The sequence below is a fragment of the Pseudoalteromonas sp. S8-8 genome, from assembly GCF_000497875.1.
GTDB classification, from domain to species: Bacteria; Pseudomonadota; Gammaproteobacteria; order Enterobacterales; family Alteromonadaceae; genus Pseudoalteromonas; species Pseudoalteromonas arctica.
This window is the reverse complement of record NZ_AUTR01000025.1, coordinates 103,717-120,669: the sequence shown is the minus strand read 5'-3', so window position 1 is coordinate 120,669 and position 16,953 is coordinate 103,717. Positions and strand designations below refer to the sequence as shown.

At 38.4% G+C, this 16,953-nt stretch carries 16 protein-coding genes; 11 read left to right on the top strand and 5 right to left on the bottom strand.

Going from position 1 to position 16,953, the window contains the following annotated elements; translation table 11 throughout:
* Nucleotides 1-280: 280 nt before the first annotated feature.
* Nucleotides 281-2,980: a DNA topoisomerase (ATP-hydrolyzing) subunit A gene (gene gyrA, locus L659_RS0107775; protein ID WP_007583046.1), complete on the bottom strand. Its 2,700-nt coding sequence runs from the start codon at nt 2,978-2,980 to the stop codon at nt 281-283.
* A gap of 176 nt (nt 2,981-3,156) precedes the next feature.
* Between gyrA and ubiG the strand changes: the two genes are divergently transcribed.
* The 5 genes from ubiG (at nt 3,157) to yfaE (ending at nt 9,376) form a co-directional block, all read left to right on the top strand.
* Entirely contained in the window at nt 3,157-3,867 is a 711-nt protein-coding gene (gene ubiG, locus L659_RS0107770; protein ID WP_008171708.1) for a bifunctional 2-polyprenyl-6-hydroxyphenol methylase/3-demethylubiquinol 3-O-methyltransferase UbiG, read from the top strand.
* Entirely contained in the window at nt 3,867-4,547 is a 681-nt protein-coding gene (locus L659_RS0107765) for an HAD family hydrolase (RefSeq protein WP_024590149.1), read from the top strand. Before ubiG ends, L659_RS0107765 begins: the two co-directional genes overlap by 1 nt.
* Nucleotides 4,548-5,625: 1,078 nt before the next feature.
* Nucleotides 5,626-7,908, top strand: a complete 2,283-nt coding sequence (nrdA, locus tag L659_RS0107760; protein ID WP_010552863.1) for a class 1a ribonucleoside-diphosphate reductase subunit alpha — start codon at nt 5,626-5,628, stop codon at nt 7,906-7,908.
* Nucleotides 7,909-7,973: 65 nt separating this feature from the next.
* Entirely contained in the window at nt 7,974-9,104 is a 1,131-nt protein-coding gene (gene nrdB / locus L659_RS0107755) for a class Ia ribonucleoside-diphosphate reductase subunit beta (protein WP_007583038.1), read from the top strand.
* On the top strand, nt 9,104-9,376 hold the full coding sequence (gene yfaE, locus L659_RS0107750; protein ID WP_024590148.1) for a class I ribonucleotide reductase maintenance protein YfaE: 273 nt from the start codon (nt 9,104-9,106) through the stop codon (nt 9,374-9,376). The genes nrdB and yfaE overlap by 1 nt, the downstream gene beginning before the upstream one ends.
* 34 nt (nt 9,377-9,410) lie before the next feature.
* Here yfaE and L659_RS0107745 read toward each other — a convergent pair whose 3' ends face one another.
* Complete coding sequence (locus L659_RS0107745; protein ID WP_407072743.1) at nt 9,411-9,965, bottom strand: DUF1287 domain-containing protein; 555 nt, start codon at nt 9,963-9,965, stop codon at nt 9,411-9,413.
* 60 nt (nt 9,966-10,025) lie between these two features.
* Nucleotides 10,026-10,499, bottom strand: coding sequence for a hypothetical protein (locus L659_RS0107740; protein WP_024590146.1), 474 nt, complete (start codon nt 10,497-10,499; stop codon nt 10,026-10,028).
* A 293-nt stretch (nt 10,500-10,792) separates the two neighbouring features.
* Between L659_RS0107740 and L659_RS01000000122945 the strand changes: the two genes are divergently transcribed.
* The 4 genes from L659_RS01000000122945 to L659_RS1000000123915 all read left to right on the top strand — a co-directional run bounded on the left by L659_RS01000000122945 (nt 10,793) and on the right by L659_RS1000000123915 (nt 12,675).
* Nucleotides 10,793-11,203, top strand: a complete 411-nt coding sequence (locus L659_RS01000000122945; protein ID WP_024590145.1) for a hypothetical protein — start codon at nt 10,793-10,795, stop codon at nt 11,201-11,203.
* A gap of 53 nt (nt 11,204-11,256) precedes the next feature.
* On the top strand, nt 11,257-11,604 hold the full coding sequence (locus L659_RS0107730) for a hypothetical protein (RefSeq protein WP_024590144.1): 348 nt from the start codon (nt 11,257-11,259) through the stop codon (nt 11,602-11,604).
* Between the two features lie 164 nt (nt 11,605-11,768).
* Nucleotides 11,769-12,338 carry an alpha/beta fold hydrolase gene (locus L659_RS1000000123920; RefSeq protein ID WP_231388434.1) on the top strand — a complete coding sequence of 190 codons (570 nt, stop codon included), beginning with the start codon at nt 11,769-11,771 and terminating at the stop codon, nt 12,336-12,338.
* A 10-nt stretch (nt 12,339-12,348) separates the two neighbouring features.
* Entirely contained in the window at nt 12,349-12,675 is a 327-nt protein-coding gene (locus L659_RS1000000123915) for an alpha/beta fold hydrolase (protein WP_231388433.1), read from the top strand.
* A 136-nt stretch (nt 12,676-12,811) separates the two neighbouring features.
* Here the strand turns inward: L659_RS1000000123915 and L659_RS0107720 are convergent, their stop codons facing one another.
* Together L659_RS0107720 and L659_RS0107715 are read right to left on the bottom strand one after the other, a co-directional pair.
* Nucleotides 12,812-13,240 (bottom strand): hypothetical protein, encoded by a 429-nt coding sequence (locus L659_RS0107720; RefSeq protein ID WP_024590143.1) that lies wholly within the window; start codon nt 13,238-13,240, stop codon nt 12,812-12,814.
* 199 nt (nt 13,241-13,439) lie between these two features.
* Complete coding sequence (locus L659_RS0107715) at nt 13,440-13,619, bottom strand: hypothetical protein (protein ID WP_024590142.1); 180 nt, start codon at nt 13,617-13,619, stop codon at nt 13,440-13,442.
* A 284-nt stretch (nt 13,620-13,903) separates the two neighbouring features.
* On the opposite strand from L659_RS0107715, the gene L659_RS0107710 reads away from it, so the two are divergent.
* Together L659_RS0107710 and L659_RS0107705 are read left to right on the top strand one after the other, a co-directional pair.
* A complete protein-coding gene (locus L659_RS0107710; RefSeq protein ID WP_024590141.1) occupies nt 13,904-14,293 on the top strand; it encodes a YkgJ family cysteine cluster protein in 390 nt (129 codons plus the stop codon).
* Nucleotides 14,294-14,508: 215 nt separating this feature from the next.
* Nucleotides 14,509-16,878 (top strand): TonB-dependent receptor, encoded by a 2,370-nt coding sequence (locus L659_RS0107705; RefSeq protein WP_024590140.1) that lies wholly within the window; start codon nt 14,509-14,511, stop codon nt 16,876-16,878.
* Nucleotides 16,879-16,953: the final 75 nt, after the last annotated feature.

The window sequence follows — 16,953 nt, the reverse complement described above, 5'->3', positions numbered from 1 at the left end:
CATTTAATACCAATCCGCTAAACCTTTAAAATTTAATGAATAATACCAATCCGCAATAATACTTAATCATTTTGCGGGGCTAAACGTGTCGCTACTTGCGTTAAAAAATTCTCATTTAGAACAACTAAATAGCGAATTTTTTGCCTAGCTATCAACACGTTTTTCCACCCTCAAAATAGATCTCTTAATTAAGCGAATTGGTATGAGTATAATTTCACACCCTATTAATTTTTTTCAACAACATTAAAAAAAGCGGCCAAGGCCGCTTTTTCAATATCAATTATTCTGAAGGAGGATTATCATCCGCTACTTCATCAATAACCGTATCTACTGTTTCAACGTCTTCAATATCAATTAAGTCACTTTCTGTAACTTCAATCTCTTCTATACGTTGTAAACCAACTACTTGCTCTCCGTCAATAGTTCTGATCAAAATAACACCTTGTGTGTTACGTCCAACCGTTGAAACTTCATTAACGCGAGTTCGTACTAAGGTACCACGATTCGAAATAATCATTATTTCATCGTTGTCATCAACTTGCACAGCACCAACAACAGCGCCGTTACGTTCACTCACCTTAATTGATACAACACCTTGTGTTGCACGACTCTTAGATGGGTAATCTTCAAGTTGTGTACGCTTACCGTAACCATTTTCAGTTACCGTTAGAATAGCACCGTCAGTTTTTGGTACAATTAACGATACTACGCGTTGCTCGTCTGGCATTTTAATACCACGAACACCTGTAGCAGTACGACCCATTGGGCGAACACCTTTGAAGCGAATCTCAGGGTTACCTTCTTCGTCTAATACTGGGTTACCGTTTTCATCAACAACTGTTGTTTCTTCAGCTTCTTTGAACCGTACAACTTTACCTGCATCAGTGAACAACATAATTTCGTTGCTACCATCGGTAATATCAACACCAATCAAGCTATCGCCATCATTTAAGTTAACAGCAATAATACCGCTTGCACGTTGACGACTGTAAGCCGTTAATGGTGTTTTCTTAACTGTACCGAATGCAGTTGCCATAAAGATATATTTATCTTCTGCGTACTCGCGTACTGGCAATATAGCAGTAATACGTTCATCAGCTTCAAGTGGTAACAAGTTAACAATTGGCTTACCGCGCGCTGCACGACTTGCTAGTGGTAACTGATACACTTTAAGCCAATATAAACGACCGGCCGTAGAGAAACATAAAATAGTATCGTGTGTATTTGCAACTAACAGACGTTCAATGAAATCTTCATCTTTCATCTTCGTTGCTGACTTACCTTTACCACCACGACGCTGTGCTTCGTAATCAGACAATGCCTGATACTTCACATACCCTTCGTGAGAAAGCGTTACAACAACGTTTTCTTCGGTAATTAAGTCTTCAAGGCTGATATCGTGAGCCGCTGCATTGATCTCAGTACGACGTTCGTCGCCATACTGCGCTTTAATTTCAACTAGTTCGTCACGAATAACTTCCATTAAACGCTCAGGTGTTGCCAAAATATAAAGTAGCTCAGCAATTAACTCTAATAACGCTTGATATTCAGTTAAGATTTTTTCGTGTTCAAGACCAGTAAGCTTGTGTAAACGCAAATCTAGAATTGCTTGAGCTTGTTGCTCAGAAATATAGTATTGACCGTCGCGAATACCTAAATCATCAGCAAGCCAATCTGGACGGGCTACATTATCTTCGCCTGCTTTTTCAAGCATACCTTGTACATGACCTAATTCCCACGGACGTGCAGTTAAAGCAATTTTAGCTTCAGCAGGTGTAGGTGATTTACGAATAAGCTCGATAATTGGGTCAATGTTTGCAAGCGCAATTGCTAAACCTTCAAGCGTATGAGCACGGTCACGCGCTTTGCGTAAATCAAACACGGTACGGCGAGTTACTACTTCACGGCGGTGAATAATAAACTCTTCAAGCATTTCTTTTAGATTAAAACACTTAGGTTGGTTGTTAATTAATGCAACCATATTCATACCAAACACAGTTTGTAACTGAGTTTGTGAATACAAGTTATTTAAAATAACTTCGCCTACATCACCACGTTTAATTTCAATAACGATACGCATACCGTCTTTATCTGATTCATCACGTAGTGCACTAATACCTTCAATTTTCTTATCTTTAACAAGCTCAGCAATTTTTTCAATTAAACGGGCTTTATTAACTTGATAAGGAATTTCGTGAACGATGATTGTTTCACGGCCTGTTTTTTCATCGGTTTCGACGTCGGCGCGTGCACGCATGTACACTTTACCACGGCCAGTTAAATAGGCTTGTTCAATGCCTTTTTTACCGTTGATAATTGCAGCCGTAGGGAAATCAGGACCAGGGATATAATCCATTAACTCTAAAATAGTTAAATCAGGATTTTGAATAAGTGCCAAACAACCGTTCACAACTTCAGTTAAGTTATGTGGTGGTATATTTGTAGCCATACCTACTGCAATACCCGACGAACCATTCACTAATAAATTAGGGACTTTCGTAGGTAACACGTCAGGGATGAACTCAGTGCCATCGTAGTTAGGAACGAAATCAACCGTTTCTTTTTCAAGATCGGCTAATAACTCATGCGACATTTTTGCCATACGTACTTCTGTATAACGCATTGCCGCTGCTGAATCACCATCAACCGAACCGAAGTTACCTTGGCCATCTACAAGCATATAACGTAGTGAGAATGGCTGAGCCATACGAACTATCGTGTCATAAACTGCACTGTCGCCGTGTGGATGGTATTTACCGATTACGTCACCGACCACACGGGCCGATTTTTTGTAAGGCTTGTTCCAGTCATTACTAAGCTCGTTCATTGCAAACAAAACGCGGCGATGAACAGGTTTTAAGCCGTCACGTACGTCTGGTAATGCACGTCCTACTATTACGCTCATTGCGTAATCTAAGTAGGAGTTTTTTAACTCGTCTTCAATATTGACTGGCAGAATTTCATTGGCGAGATCAGTCATTTGATATCACATTCCTTCAGTATCAGCTCTCAACAACCCGGTATTGGGTATTAAGAGTATTGTTATTATTTCTAACAGCCATGCTATCACAATTAATTTTAATTTACAGGCGCAAAACTTTGCGATTTATCAATTTAGCCCTATATAATGGCCTCAGATTGACGAGGAAGTATTTTATGACCGAACATCAAAATGTAGATCACGCAGAAATAGCAAAATTTGAAGCCATCGCTGAGCGTTGGTGGGACCTAGACGGAGAATTCAAACCTCTTCACGAAATTAACCCGTTACGTTTAGACTTTATAGCAAACAAAACGCAAGGCTTATTCGATAAAGAAACACTCGACGTTGGCTGTGGCGGCGGTATTTTAAGCCAAAGCATGGCGCGTATGGGTGCAAAAGTAACTGGCATCGATATGGGCCAAGAACCTTTAACTGTTGCTAAGTTGCACAGTTTAGAAACTGGCGTAAATGTAGATTATATAAAAGTGCCTGCAGAAGAGTTTGCAACACAGTACCCTGAGCGCTTTGATGTAATAACGTGTATGGAAATGCTTGAGCACGTTCCCGACCCAGCATCTATCATTCATGCTGTAGCTGCACTTGCCAAACCAGGCGCGGACGTGTTTTTTTCAACCCTGAACAAAACACCTAAAGCATATTTATACGCGATTGTTGGCGCTGAAAAACTCTTAAAAATGGTGCCTGAAGGTACACACGACCATAAAAAGTTTATAAAGCCTGCACAACTTATTGCATGGGCAGAGCAAGCCGGTTTAAAAGTTCGTGCAAGCACAGGGCTTTCTTATAACCCACTATCAAAGCAATATACGCTCAATAGTGACGTTAGCGTAAATTACATACTTTATTTTGAGAAGTTAGCTTAATGGCTAACTCTCAAGCCCCCCTACCCCTTATTGAGTACGATGCATTTTTATTTGATTTAGACGGCACCCTACTCGACACCGCTGATGATTTAGGTGCCGCTTTAAACGCAGTTCTTATTAGCAATAAAATAGAACCTGTTAGTAGTGATATATACCGTCCTGCGGCATCTAACGGCGCAGGCGCATTATTAGAGGCTGGTTTTAAAGAATTATGGGCTAAACAACCCCAAAGCGAGCTTATAAAGCAATTAGTTGACGAGTACGCCACAAACATAGCAAATCACACACGTTGCTTCAGCGGAGTTGAATCGTTACTTATCGCCCTTGATCAGAAAAAGATCAAATGGGGGATCATGACTAATAAACCAGGGTTTTTAACCGATCCTTTAGTGGCAGCTATTCCCGCATTAAAAAATGTCAGTGTAGTAATAAGTGGCGACACATTAGCTGAAGCTAAGCCATCACCTTTACCACTGCTACATTGTGCAAAGCTTATGCAGGTAGAACCAAGCCGTTGTTTATACATTGGTGATGCACAGCGTGACATACAAGCAGGCAAAGCGGCAGGTATGCATACCGCAACGGCACTTTGGGGTTACATCCCAAGTATTGATGAAGCCAACAGCTGGAATGCTGATTTTAACTGGCAAAGCCCAATTGATGGTTTTAACCATATATAGTGCTATTTTAATTATCAAACACTATATGCTGTGGTTTTGTTAGCTTTCACACAAAGCTTGCTGATAAAAAAAGCAGTCAGAATTTATTTTTAAAATGCGTAAATTTAGCAGATCACTAATTGATTTTTGCATATTTCAACTTAATTGATTGTTCGAAGGTGAGTCTCTACTAACACAAATGCGTTATCCTAAAGTTATCCACAAACAGGGGCAATTATGTCCCTTGCAAAACAACTCAGACCACATTAAAGTTTTATTAACACTTTGATGGAATTGATATTTCAACTAGGTGGAGGGGCTAACATCATACCCAAGGTTTGAATATGATGTTAGCAAAGACACTTGCTAAAATTTTAGGAAAGCGCCCAAGTGTGGAAGTTTGAGCGTAACTGATTCTTATATTGTCGGCAAGTGACTAACTCAGATTTAGGATAACTAAAGTTGAAACTCAATATTTCTATAGAAATTTCAGAGAGTGTAATAATGATTGTTTTTAAAATTATTACACTGGGTAGTTTGCTCGTAGTATAAATTTAAATGGGCTAATTTTTAGCCCATTTTTATATCTTACATTCCAGTATAACTATATCTGAAAAACTTACCTTGCCTCAATCTTATATATTACAACCATATACCCTGTACAAAAATTCGATTCAACCATATATAGTGCTATGTTAATTAATAAACACTATATATTGTGATTGAGTCAATTTTCACGCAAAGCCTGATGATAAAAAAAGCAGTCAAAATTTATTTTTAAAATACGCAAATTTAGTAGATCATTAGTTGATTTTTGCATATTTCATCTTAAATGATTGTTCGAAGGTGAGTGTCTACTAACACAAAGGCTATATCTCCTCATTATCAGATAATAGACACAATTCTACCTCTTGCAAAACAACTCAGACCACACTATCTTGTGATCATTAAATTGAACAGCACCAGATATTGTGGCCAAATGTTATTCAATTAAATTCTCCAATTTAATTAAATTTATACAAAACGAGTATCTACCTTGCTTCGGCGAGGCATAAACATTGGTCAAAATACATAATTCCCAAGGAATACAGGCAAATCTATGAACCAACAGTTATCTGTAAGCAAACGTGATGGGCGCAAAGAGCCTCTTGATCTGGATAAGATCCATCGCGTTATTGAATGGGCCGCCGAAGGTTTAAGCAACGTTTCGGTTTCGCAAGTTGAATTAAAATCGCACATTCAGTTTTACGACGGTATTCGTACTAAAGACATTCACGAAACCATCATTAAAGCAGCAGCGGATCAGATTTCAAAAGAATCGCCTGATTATCAATACTTAGCTGCACGTTTAGCTGTATTCCATTTACGTAAAAAAGCGTACGGTCAATTTGAGCCACCACGTTTATTTGACCACGTAACAAAAATGGTTGGCGATAAACGCTACGATGCTCACTTATTAGTAGATTACACAGAACAAGAATTAGACGAGCTTGATGCATATCTTGATCATTCTCGCGATCTTAACTTTAGCTACGCGGCTGTAAAACAGCTTGAAGGTAAGTATCTCGTTCAAAACCGTGTATCGGGTGAAATCTACGAAAGTGCACAGTTTTTATATATTTTAGTAGCAGCGAGCTTATTCTCTGACTACCCACGTGAAACACGCGTTTCTTACATTAAGCGCTTTTACGACGCAGTATCGTTATTTAAAATATCTCTACCAACGCCAATTATGTCGGGTGTACGTACACCTACTCGCCAGTTTAGCTCGTGTGTATTAATTGAATGTGGCGACAGCCTTGATTCAATCAATGCAACGTCGTCAGCTATTGTTAAATATGTTTCACAGCGTGCAGGTATTGGTATTAACGCTGGTCGTATTCGTGCGCTAGGTAGCCATATTCGTAACGGCGAAGCGTACCACACAGGTTGTATTCCTTTTTATAAGCACTTTCAAACAGCTGTTAAAAGTTGTTCGCAAGGTGGTGTACGTGGCGGCGCTGCAACATTATTCTACCCGCTTTGGCATTTAGAAGTAGAAAACCTACTTGTACTTAAAAATAACCGTGGTGTAGACGACAACCGTGTTCGTCACCTAGATTACGGCGTACAGTTTAATAAACTAATGTACTCTCGTTTAATTAAAGACGACTACATTACGTTATTTAGCCCATCAGATGTGCCAGGCCTTTACGATGCATTTTTTGAAGATCAAGCTGAGTTTGACGCGCTTTACGTAAAATACGAACAAGACGAATCGATTCGTAAAAAACGCATTAAAGCGATTGAGCTTTTCTCTATGTTTGCGCAAGAGCGTGCAAGTACAGGTCGTATTTATTTACAAAATGTGGATCACTGTAATACACACAGCCCGTTCATTGCTAAAGTTGCGCCTATTCGCCAATCTAACTTATGTTTAGAAATTGCATTGCCAACTAAGCCACTTAATAACGTAAATGACGAAGAAGGCGAAATTGCCCTTTGTACACTGTCTGCGTTTAACTTAGGTGCAATAGAATCACTTGATGAGCTCGAAGAGCTAGCTGAACTTGCAGTACGCGCACTTGATAACTTACTTGATTTCCAAGACTACCCAGTACCGGCTGCTAAAAATGCAACTATGGGTCGTCGAACGTTAGGTATAGGCGTGATTAACTACGCATACTACCTAGCTAAAAACGGTAAACGTTATTCAGATGGCAGCGCAAATGCATTAACACATAAAACCTTTGAAGCGATTCAATACTACTTGATGAAAGCATCAAACGAGCTTGCTAAAGAGCGTGGCGCCTGTCCTAAGTTTAACGAAACAACGTATTCACAAGGCATTATGCCAACAGATACGTACAAACGTGATTTAGATAAAATTTGTGATGAGCCACTTCATCTTGATTGGGATACACTACGTGCAAATATTAAAGAGCACGGTATGCGTAACTCAACACTAAGTGCGTTAATGCCATCAGAAACATCGTCGCAAATCTCTAATGCAACAAATGGTATTGAACCACCACGTGGACATATTAGCGTTAAAGCAAGTAAAGACGGTATTTTAAAGCAAGTTGTTCCTGAGTATGAGCGTTTAAAAGATCAATACGAGCTACTGTGGGACATTCCATCAAACGATGGTTACTTGCAGCTTGTTGGTATAATGCAAAAATTTGTAGACCAAACAATTTCTGCAAATACAAATTATGATCCAAACAAGTTCGAAGGCGGTAAAGTACCTATGCAAGTCTTATTAAAAGACTTACTAAGCGCGTACAAACTAGGTGTTAAAACCTTGTACTACCACAATACTCGTGATGGTGCCTCAGATATGCAAGAAGATACTCCAGAAGTGGAAGATGATGATTGTGAAGGCGGCGCGTGTAAAATATAACTGCTGATTTTTATTTTAAGCGGGCATTTAGCCCGCTTTTTCTGATAGTTTTTTGAGTGATAAACATGTCTTATACTACTTTTAGCCGAAACCATAATAACCAAATGCAAGAGCCAATGTTTTTTGGCCAAACTGTAAACGTATCTCGTTACGACCAACAAAAATACCCAATTTTTGAAAAATTAATCGAGAAGCAACTGTCTTTCTTTTGGCGTCCTGAGGAAGTAGATGTAAGTAAAGACCGTTTAGACTTTCAAGCGTTACCCGATCACGAAAAGCATATATTTTTAAGTAACTTAAAATACCAAACTTTGCTTGATAGCGTACAAGGCCGTTCGCCAAACGTTGCCCTACTCCCTATTGTATCGCTACCAGAGCTTGAAACATGGATAGAAACGTGGGCGTTCAGTGAAACAATTCACAGCCGCTCATACACGCATATTATCCGTAACGTAACACAAGCACCTGAACTTATTTTTGATGACATTGTTAGCAACGATAAAATTAGCGAACGTGCTGATGCCGTAACTAAATACTACGATGACTTAATTAACTCTGTATCGCTTTACAACTTATACGGTGAAGGCAAACACGAGATTAACGGTAAAACTGTTATCGTGAATTTGTTTGAGCTTAAAAAGAAACTTTACCTGGCTATGATGTCGGTAAATATTCTTGAAGCGATTCGCTTTTACGTAAGCTTTGCATGTTCGTTTGCGTTTGCTGAGCGTGAACTAATGGAAGGTAACGCTAAAATCATCAAGCTTATTGCGCGCGATGAAGCACTTCACCTTTCGGGTACTCAGCATATTTTAAACATTATGCAAGACGGTAAAGACGACCCTGAAATGGCGATTGTTGCAGCTCAGTGCCGCGACGAAGCGATTAAAATGTTTGTTGATGCTGCAGAGCAAGAAAAAGAGTGGGCTGAGTATTTATTTAAAGATGGTTCAATGATTGGCTTAAATAAGCATATTTTATGTCAGTACGTTGAATACATTACTAATGCACGTATGACTGCCATTGGCTTGCCAGCACAGTTTGAAAATAACAGTAACCCTATCCCATGGATAAACTCGTGGTTAGTGTCTGATAACGTGCAAGTAGCACCGCAAGAAGCAGAAATTAGCTCATACCTTGTTGGTCAAATAGACTCTCAAGTTGATGCATCAGAATTTGGTGATTTTGATTTATAATGAGTGACAAGTCTACTGCAAGCATAACGCTTGCAGAAAACAGCCAGTGTATAGAATTTACCGCTGGCTGCCCTTCTCTTTTACAGTGCTTAGAATCCATGAAAATAGACGTCGCATTCCAATGCCGTGAAGGTTACTGCGGCGCTTGTAGGGCAACGTTAGTGTCAGGTAGTGTTGAATATAACGAAGAGCCACTTGCGTTTGTGCGCGAAGGCGAAATACTCCTGTGCTGCTGCAAGCCTAATGGCAATGTAAGTATTGATCTGAAATAAAATTAATACTTACATCTATCGTTTATTAAACTTATCAATAGTGTGGAACAAACCGGTAATGCCCGGTAATTTTGTAATCAAAAAGCATATCGCTTTTTTGCGGACCACGCCCTATATTATGCACAATAAGTGGGTTACCCGTATCTTGAGATAACTCATTAATCACCATACCTATATGAGGTAAATTACCTGATAACATCCACGTTACTATATCGCCGGTTTTATAATCACTCACCTTACTGGATTTACTTAATACGTTTGCATGGCGCTCAAAGTAAGCTTGTAAATTTGGTACACGTCGGTGGTCTATATTTCTATCAGGCTTAGCTAAACCCCAAATACGTTTAGATGGATACAGTACAAAGTTTTTTTGCATGTCTTCATGCACGAGTTTCTGTAAGTCGATACCTAACTTTCTGTAACTTCTGATTATAACGTCGGTACATACCCCAATATTTTTAGGCACATCACCACCTGGGTAAGCAATTGAGTGATAAGCCCCATCGTAGGTAATATTGTGTTTTGTTCGCTCGAGTAAGGCTGATACTATACCTTCTTCAAACGTTACAGCTTGTGCATCAATACACATTAAAGTAAAAAAGCATCCTAACGTTTTGTTCATATAAATTCCTTTAAAATTCTGCGCTAATTACAGAGTATGAGTTACATATTTTGGCACATCTATTTTTTTACCACGACTAGCAAATTGATCATCAAGCGCGTATGCCATCTTTTCGAGCGGAGCATGGTGATATCCCTCTCGTTGAATTTCACTAATGTAACGAAGCATAAATGCGTTAGCGCCAAGCTCAAGCCACTGCGCAACATGAACAAGTTCATGAAAATGGACCCTTAAATTAGTAGCGACGTGGGGAAGTATATAATAAGTATTTTTATACGTTATACCCGCCGCGTCCATATCGACAAAATCACCTAGGCCCATTTCTCGCAGACCCGCAAAGTCTGGCTTTGGTATTTGGTCTACAACAACGTAATACGCGTTTTTTAAAAACTCGGTAGGATAAAACCCATAAAATTCATTACTGAATTTATCACAACTCACTTTTTGACTACTGTATTTTAAATTTGTAGCGTCAATCCAATTTTCTATTTGTTCTAGCACAGCTCCTCTCCTAAAGTACAAATGCAACACACCATGTGTAAACCTTAATCTAATATTGTAGTAAGTTTTTTAACCAGCACTTTTAGTATTAACACCTCGCAACTAGCGAAGAAAATAGAACGCATAGAGTATCTAAACAAAAAGCTCTAAATCAAAATTATCATATAAACATAACCAGTCTATAAACAGTAAAAACCTTTTTTATACTTTTTAAAGTGTTATTATTTGTAACTAAAACAGTAACACTTAAAATCATGTATAATTTTACTAATACACTCTTTCGCATGAAAATAATGCGTTTCAGTCCCATTGTCTTACTGGTCATATTAAGTAATACAGCAAATGCTGAAAATATAAAACCGTTCACATCAGATGGCTGTAGTGCTTTTCCGGACGGCACGACAAAAGATAAAAAGTTGTGGCTTGCATGTTGTAAAGCGCACGACTACGCCTACTGGCAAGGTGGCACTTATTGGCAACGTTTAGAAGCAGATAAAGCCTTGCAACAATGTGTTATTGAAGCCGGCGAAACGAGTATAGCGAACCTTATGCTTGCTGGAGTTCGATTTGGTGGCAGCCCTTATATACCATCGACTTTCAGATGGGACTATGGTTGGCCCTATCCTAGGTTATATCAAGCATTAACAGCTGATGAAATTAAGCAAATTGCTGCTTTAAAAACGGTATTAACTCAAACCAATTAACACATTGTGAAAAACTGTGTTATGCAAATAATATCAAAAGGAATTGAATCACTATGCTTATACTGCTAAGTATCATTTTAACTTTGTTTCCAACGGTAATATCTTATTTTGTTTCACGTAATTACGCTAAAAAGGCTAAAGCGACTAATAAAGGTGCTTACATCAGAGCAGTGCTTTGGCCTAGTGTTTTCTCGTGGACACTATTTGCTGCTGTTGGGCACGGCGCAATCATCTTCCCCTTACCTTCAACGTTTGCGGTCGTGTTATATGTGTTTCTATATGACGAACGTGGTATCTATTTTCATCCTCACATATTTTTAAGCCCAACGATTCCAATAGCCGTTTATTTAATAAGCTATTTCAAATACAAAAAAGCGGCCAATAAAGAGCTAACGCCCTAGCCCACTGTTGGCTCATAAGTATCTTGTAAGGTCCAAAGCTGCACTTACTCCTGCTGTACACTTCTTTGCTGTGAAACTACAACGTTATTATCTGAATACAATTGTGTAAATAACGGGTCTGGTAAATTAATAAAGCGTCATTACCAAAAATAACGAGTTTACTTATGCACCCAGATATACAAAAAAATCTTAAAGTAAAACCTGCTCACATCGTCTCATTTATTGTGTTTTTATTAGTTTCAATATCTACGTTTACCGTTCAAGTATATGCCGCTGATGCTGTATGGCCTTCAAAAACCACTTACAAATATGCAAATGTAAACGGTAAAAAGGTATTTTACCGAGAAGCTGGCATCCAGCATAAGCAAACCATTGTGCTTTTACATGGCTATCCGTCGTCTTCACACAGCTACCGAGAATTGATCCCGCTTTTATCAGGTCGTTATCATGTAATTGCACCCGATTATTTAGGCTCAGGATACAGCGAACGCCCAAACCCAGAAACTCAAAAATATACTTTTGAATTACTAGCTCAATACGTTGAAGGGTTACTAACAACGCTTAAAGTAAAGCGCTACAGCCTATATATACAAGACTTTGGAGCACCTGTAGGCTTTAGAATGTTGTTAAATAATCCTAATAAACTTGATGCACTTATTGTACAAAATGGTAATGCGTATTTAGAGGGGCTAACCCTACCGAGGCAAGCAGTATTTACGAGACGTACAAAGTAACCCAGAAGTGATGAGCCCAGATAGCTGGACGCACGATCTTCACTTTTTACAAACCAAATCCGATAGAGTAATTCAAGTTCAATTGCTACGAGATTACTACAACAACCTTCTCGACTATCCAAAGTGGCAAGCTTATTTACGCAAGTACCAACCACCAACGTTAATTGTATGGGGTAAAAACGATCCTGCGTTTATAGCCGCAGGCGCTAAAGCATACTTAAAAGATATACCGAACGCTGAACTGCACTTACTCGATTCAGGGCACTTTAGTGTTGAAGAAAAACCAGTAGAAATTGCAAAGTACATTATCGATTTTATGAATAAGCTAGCTCAATAGTAAGCCTTTTCTTTTGGTTTAGTATTTATAGCGAACATAAAAAAGCGCTGAGGGTATAAACCATCAGCGCTTTATTAAGCTCAAGCTAAATCCACAAAAATCACATTTAATATGGATAAGTTATGCTTTTATGTATTTAACCTTCTTCTTCAATAAGCGACTCTAGTAGGTCGTGTATTTCAGCTTTAAGCTCTTTGTCTTCAATTTTATTGGCGCTGACTTTAGCATTTTGAAGGTTTTTAATAGCTTCATCTTTTTGGCCAAGCTCAAGCTGTAATGTAGCCATTGAAAAAGAAACCGACGACATATGATCTTTGTTATTAATCGCAATCGACTTTTCTAATGCTTTTTCGTAAGTAGTAATTGCCTCTTCTAACTCTTCGGTAAAATCAGCTAAGGTTTCCCATTGTACAGGGTGATCTTTTGAGGTGTTTTCGTTTTCAATACAAATAGCTTTTAATTGAGCAAATAACGACTCAAACTTTTCACGGTTATTTTTGTTAGCCGCCGCCATTAAATCTTCTGCTAGATCATGTACCGCTTTGTATATTTTTGTATTCATCATCACTGGTTATCCTTTAATGCAGCTAAACTCATTTACTCACTCAATTTAGCTAAAATATATCATTACAGTCATTATAAAACGTATTTAAACAACTGATTTATTTAATTTGGTGTATAGCGTAATAATACATTAATAATGAACATCGCGTAGGCGTTAAACACTCTGTGATTAAACTTTATCGAAATTACTCTTGGTAAACTTACACGCTGAATAAACTTGCAACCCAATCCAACGTAAAGATGGTCGTAAACACTTTAAGTGCAATGACAACTGAAAATAATAGGATGATTGCCGCTTTAGCTTTGCTACTTTTAAGATTGTTCCAATACAATAACTTTGCATTAAATTCTGTTTTTAACTTAGTGACAGCCTCTTTCATAATAACGCCCTACTTAGGTATCCGCGCTCAGCAACATTTAACAATCACACAGTTGCTCAAGCGGGGTTTGTAACATTTTTCGCTACCTTTAGAGTAAACCATTAAATAAAGCCTGTACTATATAAAATGTAACAAAGGGTTTTAACTTAAGTTATTGTATCTAACTATTGTTTACACACCCAAAAATTAAAGGATAGGTAAATTCAGTAGAGCGTTAATAATAAATTTGGTGCTACACTAATAACTAACTTAAATTCGTTAACAGTCAACTAAATTAGCCAATTATGAAAGAATGCAACCAGTGTGGTAAATGCTGTATTAAATATGGCGGCGGCGATTTAAGCGCAACGAAAGAGGAAATAGATTTATGGGAGCTCTTTAACCCCGAAATTTATGAATATGTTAAAAACAACGAAATTTGGTTTGACCCAAAAACAGGCTTAAGACTTCAAGTGTGCCCATTTTTAGAAATTGCGCCTAAAAAAGATCCTCTCGCTAAAAATATGTATACCTGCAGTATTTACCTCGACCGCCCAGAAGACTGCCGCCACTACCCTAGCCTTATTTCAGAGATGATCCGCGACGAATGCGAAATGATTGAATCTGTAGATATAACAAATCAGACAAGAGCGCAGCATAAACTAGATGCGATAATGATAGATAGCCGCTATTAAATACATAGATTTACCGGCTAGCGCTATGAGTTCTTCGGTCAAATAGATAAGTTTTCTATTCACAAACCTATTATTTGAATTTTTATAATATTGGCTTAATCGTCATTTTTAGATTATTCATCGCAAAATACAAAGTTATACTATAACATTGTTGATTCGTTAATTTTGTGGTGTTATATTATATCACAACATAATAACCACGAACCAATATATCCATGACAAAGTTAACATTAATCTCCTCTGCTATTTTTTCTGTTTTATGTTCTCAATCAGCTTTGGCTGCAACCGTTACTGGTAAAGTAATGGATGATAAAAATCAACCAATTAAAAATGCCTCTATCCATGTCCATGGCAAAAACCAAAGCGTTAAAAGTAATGATTTAGGCGAGTTTGCTATCGATATAGATGCAAACAGCCAATTACATATTAGTAAAGACAACTACATAGACTCTCGTATTACTGTTACCGAATCTTCAAATAATCTGTCTGTGTCACTTAAACCAACATCGGTTGAAACAGTGGTTGTTTATGCCTCTGCACTTCATAAGAACAGCCTAGAAATGATATCGCCAGTAAGCGTGCTCTCAGGTGATGAATTAAGAAATAAATCTAAACCAACACTTGGAGAAACTCTTAAAGGTTTACCAGGCGTAAATGCAAGTTACTTTGGCCCTGTATCATCAAGCCCAATTATTCGTGGTTTAGATGGCCCTCGCGTTAAAATCACACAAAATGGATTAGATGCCAGCGATGCGTCGCGTATTGGCCCAGACCACGCGACATCAAGCGACAGCCTAGCGGCAGAACAAATTGAAGTGTTGCGCGGTCCAAGTACCCTACTTTATGGCTCTGGTGCAATTGGTGGCGTTGTAAACGTGGTTGATAACCGTATTCCTACTAGCAACATCGACGAGCTTACAGGCGCTGCTGAATACAGCAACGATACGGTGTCAAATTCAAACACCGTAGCTGCAAAACTTGAAACAGGTAATGAAGGCTTTAACTTTCATTTTGATGGTACTAAGCGCAGCGGCGATGATTACCAAACACCTACCTTTACTATTGCCGACGATGATGGCGATGTTGAAACTGAAAGATCGGTAGAAAATACTTTTATTGATAGCGAAACACTTAACTTTGGTACCAGCTATGTTGGCGATCACTTAACGATTGGTTTTTCTTACGGTAGCATTGATACTGATTACGGTATTCCTGGGCATGAGCATCATCACGATCACGAAGGTGAAACTGAAGAAGAGCATGCAGAACATGAAGATGAAGCTGCTGAAGAACCAGTTTATGCACATTTAGAGCAAGATCGCTGGCAAGGGCTTGTAAGTTACGCACTGCATAATAACTGGATTGAAACCATCAATCTACGTGTTGGCTATACTGATTACTTGCACAGCGAAATTGAAGATGGCGAAATTGGTACTACTTTTAAAAATAAAACGACTGAAGCACGTTTAAATGTAGAGCATAAGTTTGCTGATTGGCACGGAATGATGGGCTATCACTACAGCGATTCTGACTACGATGCAATTGGTGAAGAAGCATTTACACCCGCGAGTGTAACTACAACTAACGCATTATATTTACTAGAAGAGCGTGAATTTGGCGACGTGACAATAGAGCTTGGTGCACGTGTAGAAGATTACAAAATTGAAAGCCAAATCACGGCACACGAACATAGCCACGATGAAGTAGAAATAGATCATAGCGACGAAGAGACCATTGGGTATAATGAAAGCTTTACCAATTTAAGCGCCTCTGCCGGTGCCATTTGGCAATACAGGCCGGGTCATAGTATTGCAACAAGTATTTCTCATTCAGAACGAGCACCACTTTCGGCAGAGCTTTTATCAAACGGTTTACACATTGCAACTGGCACTTATGAGCTAGGTCTTGGTTACAGCATTGAAGATAATGAAGCGCATTTTGAGCCTGAAAATATTAAGCAAGAAACCTCAACAAACCTAGATTTGAGCTTTAGACGTTTTAGCGGAGACTTTGGTTACACCGTTAACTTTTTCTATAACGATATTAAAAACTTTTATTTCCAAGAAAATACGGGTTTAGTTTACGATGAAGAAGATGGTTTAGAATCAGCTATTGGTGCACATGACGATGCTGTTGCGGTTTATCAGTTTACAAGTAAAGACGCAGAGCTTTATGGAATTGAATTTGACGCACATTACCAAGTAGCCCCAAGCGCTATGGTTAAAGTATTTGGTGACTCAACTCGTGCAAAACTAAAAGACGACGAAGGCAACTTACCGCGTATTCCTGCCAATAAATTAGGCTCTGAGTTACAGTACGATTTAGGTGACTTACAATTAACACTGACGGGTACTCATTACTTTGATCAAAACGATGTAACTGCATTTGAAACAAAAACGGACGGCTATACGTTATTTGATGCACAAGCTAATTACCAATTAGGTTTAGGCGGTGTAGATGCACAGCTGTATATAAACGTGGATAACATTACTGATGAGTTAGGCTTTGTGCATAGCTCATTTATTAAAGATAAAGCCCCACTACCAGGCAGAAACTTCCGCTTTGGTGTTCGTGGTTATTTTTAATAATTAAAGATAGTTTTTAGTTTATATATTTACAAACCGCATTTTATTAATGCGGTTTTTTTATTTTTAAAATAT